The sequence below is a fragment of the Mesorhizobium australicum genome, from assembly GCF_900177325.1.
Classification (GTDB): Bacteria; Pseudomonadota; Alphaproteobacteria; order Rhizobiales; family Rhizobiaceae; genus Mesorhizobium_A; species Mesorhizobium_A australicum_A.
This window is the reverse complement of record NZ_FXBL01000004.1, coordinates 3,734,638-3,749,492: the sequence shown is the minus strand read 5'-3', so window position 1 is coordinate 3,749,492 and position 14,855 is coordinate 3,734,638. Positions and strand designations below refer to the sequence as shown.

Genomic DNA, 14,855 nt, shown 5'->3' with positions numbered 1-14,855 from the left:
ACCTGTAGTCGGTGCAGCCACTCGGAAGAGAGTTTCGGGACTGGAGCGTCTTCTCTTTTGCGGTGTGCAGCTCTCCTGCGCGAAAACTGCCCCCGTGGGGAGGTGAACTTTTATGACGTAGGGGCGTGAATCGCTTAGACTGGCAAGTAGTTTAACAGCCACAGATCCTAACTCGATCTGATAAGCTTGTATTCAATTGATCAAAGTTTCCGAACGACGTTAGACGAAATAATTGCGGGCGTCCGTCAGGCGAGCAAAGATGAATAGGAATTATCTGGCAAGGGTTGAACTGGAATTGCAGGATGCCGTTGCGCATCATGTACCCGTGCGGGGACAAATACACCCTGCACCTAATTCACTCCCCGCAGACGATCCGGCGTCTCGCTTGTTCCTCGCGGTCCAAGAATTTCTCAATGAGAAGGGTCTAGCTGAACCGATATGTGTAAACAGTGGAGATACTTCGTCCACGGCATCACACTTCTATCTAATGAATTGGCTTCTAGAGAACGCAAAAAATGGCGAAACTAGGTCGTCCATTGAAAAACTATTGTCGATTTCATCGAATGAGAAATAAATATATCGATATATCGCAATCTTGAGAGGAATTGAAATAAAAGATACTGTAAATATCGATAAATATATATCAATAAAGCCGTTTGCCGATTTTAAATACACGTCGATGAACATATACCAGCAACCGTTTAGTAATTTTCATGGCGACGCGATTTTGCAGATTGAATTTGAGGGGCCACCCGTTTTGGAAAGAATGGGGCAGTCCAATGCGAAAAATTTCCGCCATGCTCAAGCGCTAGCCGATGAAGTAATGCGGGCTTTCTCCCTAATTCCCAAATGTCTAGCTTACATGACTGTAAGGTGGGCAGAACACCCAAATTGGCGAGATCACCCAAGGCCAGGCCATGGCTTTAGCAGCGGATCTCGTCCGTTTCCGCACTACCGTAAAGGCTCCGTGTTCGACGGAGATGTTTTGATGAGTGCTTGGCAAAACTGGATAAGTTACGATGAGAAAAGGAAGGAGAAACTCCACGTTCCCCTTGAGAGAATTATGCTGTCCGCAGCTGAGACACATGTAGTTGATAAGCTAATAGATCTTAGCATAGCGCTCGAAAGCATGCTCCTGGATGGCGAGCAAGGAGAGCTTGCATATAAGATTGCAGTTCGCGGTGCATGGCTTATTTCTAGAAATCCGAGCGAGCGGATCGAAAATTATAAGTTGATCAAGAAACTCTACGGCATGCGATCTAAGGCCGTTCACACCGGAAATTTAGCTAAGGAAAGCGGTCGGCAAAATGGAACTCTTCTAGATGCCGAACTTGGTATCGAAATCGCCCGTGACGTCGCTAAGAAAATTCTATCGATCGGCAAGATGGATTGGGAAAAACTCGTGCTGGACGCGTAGTTGAGATATCAACATTTTAGGTCACCGGCCGAGGAAAAGGTTGTGAAACTCCTTGTTCATCTGGACATGCCTATTTGGCCAGCATCTCTTGCAAACCCCGAGCAGTTGCTCGCCCGCATTCTGCCGGGCATAGCCGCGTACCGCGTCGAAATCCGCGAATTCTTGCCATAGGTCGCGCCGATCAAGATCACCCTTTGATTTGCAAGGCCGGCCCCTATCATGAAGCGTTTGGCTATATTTGGGATCGCCACGACGGGTTTGTCGAAGGTTTAGCTGAAAGTGCTCATCACCATCGAGGCTCTGCATACTTCAGGACTGTGCTGCCCACTGGCCTGCCGGCCGTCTCTCCCCGTGAACGGGAAGAGACGCAGCTCAGCCATGGCGACTAGCTGAAATACCCCTGCAACGGCCGCACTTCCAGGCTCCCGGCCTTCAGCGCAGCGATCGCCTGCGCGGCGGCGTCCATGCCGGCGAGGGTGGTGTAGTAGGGCACCTTGTTCATCAGCGTGGCGCGGCGGAGCGATTTGGAGTCGGAGACGGCTTTCTGGCCGTCTGTGGTGTTGAAAACGAGCTGGACCTGGCGGTTGCGGATGGCGTCCTCGATGTGGGGGCGGCCTTCGAGCACCTTGTTGACCTTTTCGGCCGCGATGCCGTGGCCGGCCAGGAAGCGGGCGGTGCCGGAGGTGGCGAGGACGCGGAAGCCGAGGTCGGACAGCCTCTGCACGGCGGGCAGGACGGCTTCCTTGTCCTCGTCGCGCACCGAGACGAACACGGCGCCCGAGCGGGGCAGGTCGACGCCAGCGCCGAGCTGGCTCTTGGCGAAGGCGAGCGCGAAGTCGGTGTCGAGGCCCATGACCTCGCCGGTCGACTTCATCTCGGGGCCGAGCAGCGTGTCGACGCCGGGGAAGCGGGCGAAGGGGAAGACGGCTTCCTTGACCGCGATGTGCGAAATCGCGTTCGGGTCGATCTTCTTGCCGTAATGGGCGAAGGCGCCGTCGAGGCTTTCGCCGGCCATGATGCGCGCGGCGATCTTGGCGACGGGGCGGCCGATGGTCTTGGCCACGAAGGGCACAGTGCGCGAGGCGCGCGGGTTGACCTCCAGGATGTAGATGTCGCCGTCCTTCAGCGCGAACTGGACGTTCATCAGGCCGCCGACCTTGAGCGCCAGCGCCATCGCGGCGGTCTGGCGCTCCAGCTCGTCGATCGTGGCGCGGTCAAGCGTGTAGGCCGGCAGCGAGCAGGCGCTATCGCCCGAATGGATGCCGGCCTCCTCGATGTGCTGCATGACGCCGGCGACATAGGTGCCCTTGCCGTCCGAGAGGCAGTCGACGTCGATCTCGATCGCACCGGCGAGATAGGTGTCGAACAGCAGCGGGTTCTTGCCGAGCAGCGTGTTGATCTGGCCGGTCTTGTCGTTGGGGTATTTCTGCTTGATGTCCTCGGGCACGAGGCCGGGCACCGTGTCGAGCAGGTAGGTCTGGAGCTGGCCCTCGTCGTGGATGATCTGCATGGCGCGGCCGCCCAGCACATAGGACGGGCGCACGACCAGCGGGAAGCCGAGCTCGGAGGCGACGGTGCGCGCCTGCTCGACCGACCAGGCGATGCCGTTCTTCGGCTGGCGCAGGCCGAGCCGGTCGAGCAGCTTCTTGAAGCGGTCGCGGTCTTCCGCCAGGTCGATCGCGTCGGGCGAGGTGCCGAGAATCGGGATGCCGGCCTTTTCCAGCGCGTCGGCGAGCTTGAGCGGCGTCTGGCCGCCGAACTGGACGATGACGCCGACAAGCGTGCCGGCGGCCTGCTCGGCGAGAAGGATTTCGAGCACGTCCTCCGGGGTGAGCGGCTCGAAATAGAGCCGGTCGGAGGTGTCGTAGTCGGTGGAGACGGTTTCCGGGTTGCAGTTGACCATGATGGATTCATAGCCCGCCTCGCGCAGCGCATAGGCCGCGTGGCAGCAGCAATAGTCGAACTCGATGCCCTGGCCGATGCGGTTCGGGCCGCCGCCGAGGATGACGACCTTCCTGGCGTCGGAGACGGCCGCCTCGGAGCGCGGCGCGCCGTCGAAGGGCACCTCGTAGGTCGAATACATGTAGGCCGTCGGCGAGGCGAACTCGGCCGCACAGGTGTCGATGCGCTTGTAGACCGGGTGGACGTCCAGCTGCTTGCGCAGTGCGGCGACATCCGAGGCTTCGCGGCGGGTGAGCGAGGCGAGCCGCTGGTCGGAGAAGCCCATGCCCTTGAGCATGCGCAGGTTGTCGGCGTCGTCGGGCAGGCCGTGCTCGCGGATGCGGGCCTCCATCGCCACGATCCCCTCGATCTGCTCGAGGAACCACGGGTCGATGGCGCACATGGCGTGCACCTCCTCGGTGGAGGTGCCCATGCGCAGCGCCTGTGCCACCATGCGCAGCCGGTCGGGCGTGGGGGTGCCGAGCGCGGCGCGGATGGCGTTGCGGTTTTCAGACGCGTCGCCGGAAGGCGAGAAGCCGGGGATCTCGATCTCGTCCAATCCCGTCAGCCCCGTCTCCAATCCACGCAATGCTTTCTGCAGCGATTCCTGGAAGGTGCGGCCGATGGCCATGACCTCGCCGACCGACTTCATCGCGGTGGTGAGCACCGGCGAGGCGCCGGGGAATTTCTCGAAGGCGAAGCGCGGGATTTTCGTCACCACGTAATCGATGCTCGGCTCGAAGGAGGCCGGCGTGGCCCCGCCGGTGATGTCGTTGTCGAGCTCGTCCATCGTGTAGCCGACGGCAAGCTTGGCCGCGACCTTGGCGATCGGGAAGCCGGTGGCCTTGGAGGCGAGCGCGGAGGAGCGCGAGACGCGCGGGTTCATCTCGATGACGACGAGGCGGCCGTCCTTCGGGTTGACGGCGAACTGGACGTTGGAGCCGCCCGTCTCGACGCCGATCTCGCGCAGCACCGCGATCGAGGCGTTGCGCATGATCTGGTATTCCTTGTCGGTCAGGGTCAGCGCGGGTGCGACCGTGATCGAATCGCCGGTGTGGACGCCCATCGGGTCGAGGTTCTCGATCGAGCAGACGATGATGCAGTTGTCGGCGCGGTCGCGCACGACCTCCATCTCGTATTCCTTCCAGCCGAGAACGGACTCCTCGATCAGCACCTCGGTGGTGGGGGAGGCGTCGAGGCCGGAGCCGATGATCTCGAAGAACTCGGCGCGGTTGTAGGCGATGCCGCCGCCGGTGCCGCCCATGGTGAAGGAGGGGCGGATGATGGCGGGCAGGCCGACATGGTCGAGCGCCTGGGCGGCGACGCCCATGGCATGGGAGACGTAGCGCTGCTTGCGGTCGCCCTCGCCGAGGTTCCACTCGGTCTCGAGCGCGTCGAGCGCCGTGTCGAGGTCGGGCGGGTTGGCCGCCTTGAGCTCGGCGCGGCGGGCCTCGTGCTTGCGCTTGTCGGCGTCCTTGACCTCGGAGGCGTTGGCGAGCATGGAGCGCGGCGTCTCCAGCCCGATGCGGGCCATCGCCTCGCGGAACAGCGAGCGGTCCTCGGCCATGTCGATGGCCTCGGCGTTGGCGCCGATCATCTCGACGCCGTAGCGCTCGAGCACGCCCATGCGGCGCAGCGACAGCGCCGTGTTGAGCGCGGTCTGGCCGCCCATGGTCGGCAGGATCGCGTCCGGCCGCTCCTTGGCGATGATCTTGGCGACGACCTCGGGCGTGATCGGCTCTATATAGGTGGCGTCGGCCAGTTCCGGGTCGGTCATGATCGTGGCCGGGTTGGAATTGACCAGGATGACGCGGAAGCCTTCCTCCTTCAGCGCCTTGCAGGCCTGGGTGCCGGAATAGTCGAACTCGCAGGCCTGGCCGATGATGATCGGCCCGGCGCCGACGATGAGGATCGACTTGATGTCTGTGCGTTTCGGCATGGTGGTCCCGGCGTGTGCGCAAGCCGCCGGTGCGGGCAGGTCCGCCGGCGGCCGATCGATTCCGATGTAAGGCTAGGCGGGCTCTATAGGGGAGAAGCGGGAGCGATGTAACCCCCTATCGGCAAGGGAGAGGCGGATTGCGTCGCGCCATGTCGTCAGCTCCGCTGCAAGAGCCCGAATTGACTTCGCCGCGTCCATTTGCGATCTGCGATGGCGACCTCGGCATCTCCCGGCAGATATATGGTATTCTCGGATCAGGCCTTCCTCTACCTCTACCTGCCGATCACGCTGCTCCTGGGAGTGATCCTGAGCGGGACGAGGCTGTTTTCGCCGTTCATCCTGCTGGCGAGCCTGATCTTCTTCTACTGGTCTTCGGGCCTCTACGTCTTCCTGCTGCTGGTCAGCATCGGGCTGAACTATGCCGGCGCGCTCGCGGTGGAGCGATGGCACCGCAAGGGCGTGGTGGCGGCGGTGATCGCCCTCAACGTGCTGATCCTGTGCTATTATAAATACACCGCCTTCCTGCTGGGCAGCGTCGGCTTCTTCGGCTCGGAGCCGCTCAAGGCCTTCGCCGAGGCGATCGTGCTGCCGATCGGCATCTCCTTCTTCACCTTCCAGGGCATCTCCTACGTGATCGACGTATGGCGCCGCGAGGTGAAGGCCGAGCGCAACCTCGTGCTGTTCGCGGCTTACAAGGCGTTTTTCCCGCAGCTGATCGCCGGTCCGATCGTGCGCTACAAGGACGTCGAGAAGGATTTCCATCATCCGGAGCTGGACACCGACATCTTCGCCGCGGGTGCGGCTCGGTTCATGGTCGGCCTGTGCAAGAAGGTGCTGATCGCCGACAGCGTCGCAGGCGTGGCGGATGCGTCGTTCGCGCTCGCAGGCGCCGACCAGACCTTCGCATCGGCCTGGCTCGGCGCGATCGCCTATTCGATCCAGATCTATTTCGACTTCTCCGGCTATTCCGACATGGCGATCGGACTGGCCATGATGTTCGGCATCCGCTTCAGGGAGAACTTCAACCATCCTTATGCGGCGGCCACGGTGACCGAGTTCTGGCGGCGCTGGCACATGTCGCTGTCGACCTGGTTCCGCGACTATCTCTACATCCCGCTCGGCGGCAACCGCGCAGGGCCGGTGCGGACCTATGTCAACCTGATGATCGTCTTCCTGGCCACCGGCGTCTGGCACGGGGCGGCGTGGACCTTCGTGTTGTGGGGCATCTATCATGGCGCGTTCCTGATCGCCGAGCGGCTGCTGCTGGGCGGACGGGCGGTCGCCTCGCAGGCGCTGCGGATGATCTACTTCTTCCCCGTCGTGATTGTTGGCTGGGTGATGTTCAGGGCGCCTGACCTGCCCGCCTTCCTAAGCCACGTGCGCGCCATGGCCTCGCCGCTCGCCGACGGGGCGTGGACGGTGCCGGGCGGCGTGCAGCTCGCGCTGTCCCCGCAGGCGACGGCGATGATGCTGCTCGCGTGCCTGCTCATCCTGATGCAGGGCCAGTTCCGGCCGGCGGGCGTGGTGGCGGCGGGCGCAAGCGGCGAACTCGCGCGATATGCGCGGCTGGCCTTCGTCGCAGCCGCTGTGGCCGTGTGCACGATCTACGTCATTCCGCAGTCGTTCTCGCCCTTCCTCTATTTCAGGTTCTGAGGATGAAGCTCGCCAACCTCGCCACAGCTGCCGTCTTTGCCGTGTTCCTTGCGGCGCCGCTTGGAAGCCTTGCAGTCCAGGGCATCGACCCGGCGGCGGAGAAGGTCGTCACCATGGCGGAACTGACCTCCGCCCAGCTCCTGACGCCTGACGACAAAAACCGCAACGACGTCGCGCGGCGGCTCGTGACAAACTCTCCCGTCGGAATGGACGCCATCCGCACCAAGAACACCCTGGATTTCAAAGTGTTCGGCTTCGTCAACACGGGGCAGGTGATCTCCGGCGAAAGAGGATGGCTGTTCTACAAGCCGGGCTTCAGGGACGGCGAATGTCTTTCCGACCGCGACATCGGCGTCGGTCTGGCACGGATCGAGGCCATGCGAGCCCTCGCCGGAGCCGTCGGCATCGACTTTCGCGTGTCGGTCTCGCCGGACAAGGAGGTCGTGTATCCCGAAAGGCTTGGACCAGCCGCCGAAGCTGCCGCAGGTTGCAAGATCCGGTCGTCGCGCAGATGGCGAGAGCTTGCGGCTGCCAGCGGCTCAAGCGTGATCGATCATCTCGATGTCTTGGGGCACACGTATACGGACGATCTGCTTTACCTGAGGACCGACACGCACTGGAACGAGCTGGGGAAAATACTGTCGATTTCTCAGATCGCGAAAGCATATCTCGGAAAGGAACTGAAGGCTCCTTCGGTTGCCAGCGGTGAGGTGCGCAGGAATACCGACATGACCAAGAACCTCCTGCGCGTATCGTACGAGGAGGATTTCAAGATCTACAAGGATTTTGTCGCAAGCGAGTTTGGCAAGATTTCAGGAGACAGGCTGCCTTCGGCCCTCGTCCTGCACGATTCATTTTATGCTTCGGCCAAGCCTTTGCTGGAAGGCATCTTCGTCAAACCGATATTCCTCTCGTACGGCGCCGCGGATTTCGATGCCCAGGTGAAAGCCGAGTTTGCGAAAAGGCCCGCCCATGTCCTGGCCAATTCCGTCGAACGGGAGTTGTTTCCGCGTGTTTTGGGACGGGAAATCTCCTGGGCGCGTGGCGTGGGCGCGGCGATACTGGACGTGAACTCCAGCGCTGCCCGGGAATGCGCAGTTTCCGAAGCGGCCAGGGATAACCTGACCCTGAAGAACATGACCGAACTGAATGCCGGAGACTTCGAGGCGGGAATAGACCCGCAGATATACATCAAACTGCCCAATCAGGGCAGGCCGTGCGTCCGGGTCTCGTACGAGACGACGGTCAAACAAAAAGGTTCCGTCTTCCTGCCTATCCAGAAGACGGCCAATCAGAATGGTGCGTATTTCGAAGGGTTCTCGCTGACGTTCACCGACGCTCCGGGGCCACGCGACTTCGGGATCATTCTTCCCGAGGATTTCAAAGGGACTATATTGCGGGTCGACCCGATCGGCGCGAACGGACCGGTGTTCAAACTGAAGATACAGACAGGCTTTCTGCCTCCGGTCGGCGCCGTATCGAGCCAGTAAGGTTGACCGGCGCTATCGCGCCCCCATCCCATCCAGCGCCTTCCGCGCAGACTCGATCCGCTTGGCGTAATAGTCGTCATATCCGGTTTCGCCGGTCTCCTTGTCATACGCCCAGGCGGTTTCTATGGCTGTGATACCCTGGCGGATGAGGTCGGCGCTTGATGTGACTTCGCCGAGCGCGACCAGGGTGCCGCCGCGGTTGTTGGTGGCGACGGACCAGTCGTAGGGGAGGCGGTCGCGGGTCCATTCCTCGAGGGCGAGGTCGAAGGCTTCGAGTGCCGAGCGCAAGAGGGCGGCGTCTCGGCGTTTCGTGCCGAGGATCGCCAGCGCGTCGCCCATGTTGTTCTGGGCGGAGGCCCAGGAGAGCGGCTTGTCGGGGCGGGTCCAGACGTCCATGCAGGCGCGGTAGGCGGCGATGGCTTCCTCCAGCTTCGCTTCTTCGCCGGTGGAGGCACCGAGCTTCTTCAGCACGTTGGCGAGATTGTTGGTGGCCTTGGCCCAGTCGTCCGGCACGCGGTCCTTGCGCCACTCGTCCAGCGCGTCGCGGTATTCGTATTCGGCGGCGCGGAAGAAGGTGTCGTCGGCCATGCCGAAGCCGAGCGCCTGGTAGGCGTTGCCGATATTGTTGTGGACGGAGGCCCAGTAGAGCGGGAAGGCGTCGCGGGTCCAGATTTTCAGCACGTCCTCGCCGGCCTTGGTCGAATCGGCCAGCATCTTCGGATTGCCCTCGCGCTCGCCGACGAAGAGCATCGTGCCGGCGAGGTTGAACTTGGCCAGTGCCCACGGGATCGGATCGGCGTCGGGGCCGGTGCGCGTCACGATCTCCGACAGGATGGCAAGCGCCTCGCGCGCCGTGGCGGTGGAGCCGGAGCGCTCGCCGAGCCGGGACAGGGCGGAGGCGAGGTTGAGGCGGGCGGTCATCCATTCGAGCGTATCGGCCTCGAAGGGCGCGTCGGCCACTAGCTGGCGGTGGATGGCGATGGCTTCGTCGAGACGTTCGGTGCCCGTGTCGTTGGCGCCGAGCGAGGTGAGCGCGCTGGCGAGGTTGTTGCGGGCGCGGGAGAGGCCGGTGCGATCGCTTGCCGCCTCGAAGACCGGGATCGCCTGGCGATAGGCGGCGACGGCTTCCTCCAGCACTTTTGCGTCCGCGCGCTGGCGTCCGAGCACGTTGAGCGCATTGCCGATCTGGAGTTCGGCCTCGGCGCGCGGGAGGTTGGAGGGGAGGCGGGCGGCGAGGCGCATGATCTCGTCGCGCCCCGCGATGATGCGTTCGAGCGAGGCGGCGTCGCCCTTGTATTCGCCGTGGCGGTAGCTGGCGATGACGGCGCGGCGGCGGTAGTCCCAGGCGAGCTGGTCGTCCCAGCGCTCGACCTCGGCGAAGGCACGTTCATAATCGCTGGCCGCGGCGGCGAAGTCGAAGGCGAGTTCGTAGGCGGCGGCACTTTCGGCGTAGACGCGGGCATATTCGATGCGGCGGTCGCGGATGTCGGATTCGACCGCGTCGAGGTCGCGCGAGAGCGAGGCGACGCGTGCCTTGGCCCGCTCGTAGATCGAGGTGGCCGTCGAGAGCGCTCCCTCGTTGATCGCCTCGCCGGCAAGGGAGGCGAGGCGGACGATCTCCGGATCGGTCTGCTTCAGGCGGGCTCGTTCGGCCATGATCTCGGACAGGCGCCTGCTCTGGTCGCGCAGCAGCGCGTCGAGGCGGGAAGGGTCCTTCGGCGCTTCCGTGCCGAGGACCCTGAGCATGCCGTAGAGCGCGTCCATCGGCACGCCGCCGTCGGCCGCGACGCGCTCGACCTGGCGGCGGCCGATCTCGGGCAGGGCGGCAATGGTGAGCAAGAGTTGGCGGCGCTCGGACAGGATCGCGCCTTCCTCGCCTTCGACCGGCGCGGGCGCGGCGCCGAGATAGAGCAGGCGGCGAAGGCTCTCGTTGACCCAGGGGCGTTGCCTGCCGCCCGTCTTGAGATAAACCTCCTCGCCGACCATGCGCATGACGGTGCCGAACTCCTCGCCGGACATCGCGGCGATGTGGCGGACAAGCGCCGCCGCATAGGGACTGTTGCTGCCCGGCTCGCCGTCGAGCGCGACCTTGCCGGGCTCGGCGGCGAAGGCGATGACCGTGCCGAGGCCGTCGGTGCCGGCAGCGCTGGTCGGCGCGAAGCGCTGGACGCTGCGCGCGGCGGCTCCGCTGACGGTGACGGGCTGCGGAGCGTCGGCGTCGCCCAGGCGCAGCGCCAGCCCCGGCGGGAAGGGATTGTCGCGGCAGGCGTCGAGCAGAACGACGACGATCCTGGCCGATTTCCGCAGGCCGGCGATGAAGTCGGAGACGGGGACCAGGCTGTCGGCGAGTTTTTCGGGATCGGCGCCGGCGTCGGTCGGCACCAGATAGTTCTCGCCGCCGACCTCGACGGCATGGCCGGCATAGTAGACCACGGCGAGGTCTGCCCCCTCGGCGTCTTCGACGAAGAGGTCGAGATCGCGCTTCAGGCGGCGGGCGTCGCGGTTGGTGGAGGCGGAGGTCTCGAAGCCCATATCGTCCAACAGGCCGTCGACCGCGTCGGCATCGTTGGCGGTGTTCGGCAGTTTCGCCAGGTGCTCGTAGTCGGACTGGCCGATGACCAGCGCCACGCCACGCAAGGGTTTTTCAGCCAGCGTCGGGGCGCAGAGGGCGAACAGCACAGCGAGGGCGAGCAGACCGATCCACACGGCGCTCGCGCGATGCCGGCCGTCGAGCCCTGCCAGCTTCCCCGGCATGTTCACGGGATCTCCGCGATGAAGCGGTCGATGGTGGCGAGGCGGTCGCGGAAGTAGTCCTCGTAGCGGTCGACGCCCTTGGAGCGGACGAATTCGCGCAGGCCGGAGACGATCAGCCGTGCCTCCTGCAGGTCGGACTTGCTGCGGGTGAGGATGCCGTGCTCGGCGATGACGCCGGCGAGGCCGTCGCGGCTGTCGACCCAGCCGTCGGGATCTTCAGCCGGATCGCTGTTGCCGATCGCGGTCTCGAAGGCAACGCGTGCCTTGCGCATCGCCTCGGGGTTCTTCTCGATCAGACCGAGCGTCAGCCAGGACCTGGCCAGGCCGCCATACGCCTCGACGAGATCGCTCTTCTCCAGCCCCTGGCCCTTGAGGGAGTTCTCATGCGCGCCGATCGCCATGCGCGCGACCTTGGCATTGCCTTCCTTCTCGGCGAATTCGAGGTAGACGGTGCCGAGATATTTCCAGCCGACCGTCCAGCGGGTGCGCGCCTCTTCGGGCGTGGTATCGCCGAGCGAGGCCTCGAAGGCGGTGGCGGCGTCGACCATGGTCTGGCGCTCATTGTTGAGCCGGGCAAGCGCGAAGAGGGTACGGCCGAGCTCGTATTGCGCGCGCATCCAGTCGTAGGGCATGCGGTCGCGGGTGTAGATGCGGAGCGAATCCTTCAGGGCTGCGACGGATTCGTTCAGGGTGGCGACGTCGCGCGTGAGGCGGCCGAGCATGCCGGACGTCGTGCCGACATTGTACTGGCTGAGCGCCCAGGAAATCGGCGAAGCCTCGAAGCTCTGCACCTTCTGCGCCTGTCTGTAGGCCTCGATCGACTGGCGGAAGAGGTCGACGTCGTCGCGGTTGTTGCCGAGCCAGGCGAGTGCGGCGCCGAGATTGTTCTGGGTCTCGGCCCAGGCGGCGGGGCCGCGCTCATAGGTCAGTTCCGACAGCGCGGCATGGAAGGCCTCAATCGCCTCCTCGATCGGCGCAGCGCCGCCGCCGAGTTCGCCGACACGAACGAGGACCGCGCCGAGATTGGACTGCACGTCGGCCCATTCGAGCGGCATGCGCTCGCGGCGGATGACGGTGAGCGCCTGGCGGAAGCAGGCGACGGCGTCCTGCACCATCGCGGCGTTGCCGCGACGCTCGCCGAGGATCGCATAGGCGGCGCCGAGGGCGCTCAGCGTGTTCGACCAGTCGATCTCGGACAGTTGCGGCGAGCGGACGGTCAGTGCCGCCTTGAAGGCGTCGATCGACTGGTTGAGCCGCACGTCGTCGCGGTCGCGGCCGCCGAGCGTGGCAAGCGCTGCGCCCAGCACGTGCTGGGATTCGGCCCAGTCTTCGGCATTGATTTCGACCGAGCGGGTCGACAGGGCGTTCTCGAAGGCGACGACGGCCTCTTCCAGCGGCGCGGGGTCCGAGCGGCGCTCGCCGATGCGCACCAGCGCCTCGCCGAAGGTCTGCTGCATGCGGCCCCACAACGCTACGTCGGCGTCGCGCGTGGTGGAGGCAAGCGCCTCGCGCAGGATCGAGGCGGCGCGGTCGAGGCTTTCGGTGCCGGGCTCGCGCTCGCCGATGCGGCGCAGCGTCAGGCCGATGTCATTGCGGGTCCGCAGCTTCAGCTGGGGATCACCGATGTAGTCGGCGAGACGAAGCGCCTCGTCGCCCGCGGCCAGCGCCTGCTCATAGGCCGCACGGTCGCCCATGAAGCGGCCATGGCGCGACAGGCTCATCATCTGCGAGTGCTTGTAGGTCCAGGCGAGACGGTCGTCGCGGCGATCCACCTGCTCGAAGGCCTTGCCGTAGTCGGCCGCGGCGGCGATGTGATCGAAGGCGAGTGCGTTGGCCTCGGCGCTGCGGGCGAAGACGGCGGCGAATTCGCGCCGGCGGGCGAGCGCGTCCTCCTCGGCGGAGGCGACGGTTTTCTCGAGGACGCCGACGCGTTCCTTGGCCTGGCCGTGCAGGGCGATGGCGGTCGCGAGCGCGCCTTCGGCAAGCGCATGGTCGGCGAGGGCAGAGAGGCGGACGATCTCGGGATCGGTGCTCTTCAGCGCCGCGCGCTCGGCCATCAGGTCCTTCAGCGTCTCCGCCTGGGCGCGCAGCATTTCCTGCAGGGCCTTGGGGTCCTTGGGGATGTCCTGGCCCAGCGCGCGCAGCATGCCGTAGAGCGCGTCCATCGGCACGCCGCGCGCGGCCGCCGCCTGCTCGACCTGCTGGCGATCGGGGCCGGGGAGGGCGGCGATGGTGAGGAGGAGCTGGCGGCGCTCCTTCAGGATGTCGCCTTCCTCGCCTTCGACCGGCTCGGGGGCGGAGCCGAAATAGAGCAGGCGGCGCAGGCTCTCGTTGACCCAAGGGCGCTGGCGCCCGCCGGTCTTGAGGTACACCTCCTCGGCGACCATGCGCATGACGGTGCCAAACTCCTCGCCGGTCATGGCCGAGACGTGGCGCAGGACCGCGCCCGCATAGGGGCTGTTGGCGCCGGCCTCGCCGTCGAGCGCGACCTTGCCAGGCTCGGCGGCGAAGCCGATCAGCGCGCCGAAATTCTCCTGCCCGGCCGCCCCGCCCGCGGATGTGGCTCCGAAGCGGGCGACCGAGCGCGTTTCGCCAAGGCCGGCGGCGGAGACGGGGGCAGGGGCTGCGTCCGGATCTGTCCTGACGGTCGTGCCCGGGGGGAACGGGTTGTCGCGGCAGGCGTCGAGCAGCACGATAGTAAGCGGGACGACCTTGCCGAGATCCTGCATCAGGCGTGACAGCGGCACCAGTGTCTCAGCTGCGTCGTCGAGCGAGGAAAGGGCGGCGTCGGTGGGGATCAGCCAGTTCTCGCCGGCAGCCTCGATGCCGTGGCCGGCATAGTAGACGACGGCCGCGTCGGCACCCTCGGCATCCTCGATGAAGCGCTCGACGGCGCGCTTCAGCTTCTTTGCGTCCGCATCGCGCGCGGAGGAGGTCTCGAAGCCGAGCTCATCGAACAGGTCCTCGATGGCGCGGGCGTCTTCCGGCGGGTTGGCGAGCTTCGCCAGATGCTCGTAGTTGCCGTTGCCGATGATCAGCGCCACACCGCGCAAGGGCTTGTCGGCGGCCAGCGAGGGGGCCGCTGCGCATAGCAAAGCCAGCGCGCCGACGAAGCACGCCAGAACGGCAGCGATGAAGCCTTTCCGAACGCCCACCTGACCAGACCTAACCCAAGGGGAAGTGTCGCCAGACATATGGCGTCAAGATGGCGGCTGCTGGCAAGCCCGCTGGAACCCGACGGCCGCAGCTGCGTTGTCTCCCTTGGCCGGATCGCGGCCGAGGGAGGAACGAGATGGCTATCAAGAATGCGCCCACGCCGAAGGGCAAGGAAGCTGCAACAGGATTGCGGCAAGCCGCCGCCAAGGACGAGAAGAAGGTGGAGGCCAGAACTGGCCAAGACCTCAAGAAAGGCGCGAAACGCTTCGAGGAACGCTCAAGGAGTTCCGACGGGAAAAGTGCCGGAGCCAAGCAGAAATAGTTGCGGCACCGGATGTGGGCGACGGAAGCCGTCGATGCTTCAGTAAGTCCCCCCGGCGCGATTGTTTTCCTTTGCGTCATCACCTTCAGGCCAGGAACGAAAGCTTGCCTTAAACACTTCGCCCTATAGTCAGCAAATCTGGTCCAAAACCGCGAAAGGCCCGGGCGCTTGACCGATCAGGGA

General features: G+C 64.6%; 7 protein-coding genes. 4 read left to right on the top strand and 3 right to left on the bottom strand.

The genetic code is table 11. From position 1 onward, the window contains the following. Positions 1–595: 595 nt before the first annotated feature. Positions 596–1,417 (top strand): HEPN domain-containing protein, encoded by an 822-nt coding sequence (locus B9Z03_RS29520; RefSeq protein WP_139832352.1) that lies wholly within the window; start codon positions 596–598, stop codon positions 1,415–1,417. A gap of 385 nt (positions 1,418–1,802) precedes the next feature. On the opposite strand, the gene carB is transcribed toward B9Z03_RS29520, so the two are convergent. After that, positions 1,803–5,297, bottom strand: coding sequence for a carbamoyl-phosphate synthase large subunit (gene carB, locus B9Z03_RS20955; protein WP_085465984.1), 3,495 nt, complete (start codon positions 5,295–5,297; stop codon positions 1,803–1,805). 240 nt (positions 5,298–5,537) lie between these two features. Here carB and B9Z03_RS20950 point away from each other — a divergent pair, with 240 nt between their 5' ends. After that, positions 5,538–6,950 (top strand): MBOAT family O-acyltransferase, encoded by a 1,413-nt coding sequence (locus B9Z03_RS20950; RefSeq protein ID WP_176247584.1) that lies wholly within the window; start codon positions 5,538–5,540, stop codon positions 6,948–6,950. A 2-nt stretch (positions 6,951–6,952) separates the two neighbouring features. Further along, positions 6,953–8,440, top strand: coding sequence for an alginate O-acetyltransferase AlgX-related protein (locus B9Z03_RS20945; RefSeq protein WP_085465982.1), 1,488 nt, complete (start codon positions 6,953–6,955; stop codon positions 8,438–8,440). A 12-nt stretch (positions 8,441–8,452) separates the two neighbouring features. On the opposite strand, the gene B9Z03_RS20940 is transcribed toward B9Z03_RS20945, so the two are convergent. Both B9Z03_RS20940 and B9Z03_RS20935 read right to left on the bottom strand, forming a co-directional pair. After that, positions 8,453–11,194, bottom strand: coding sequence for a caspase family protein (locus tag B9Z03_RS20940; protein WP_085465981.1), 2,742 nt, complete (start codon positions 11,192–11,194; stop codon positions 8,453–8,455). A gap of 2 nt (positions 11,195–11,196) precedes the next feature. After that, entirely contained in the window at positions 11,197–14,349 is a 3,153-nt protein-coding gene (locus B9Z03_RS20935) for a caspase family protein (protein ID WP_176247583.1), read from the bottom strand. Positions 14,350–14,486: 137 nt separating this feature from the next. Between B9Z03_RS20935 and B9Z03_RS20930 the strand changes: the two genes are divergently transcribed. Continuing rightward, a complete protein-coding gene (locus B9Z03_RS20930; RefSeq protein WP_085465979.1) occupies positions 14,487–14,672 on the top strand; it encodes a hypothetical protein in 186 nt (61 codons plus the stop codon). Positions 14,673–14,855: the final 183 nt, after the last annotated feature.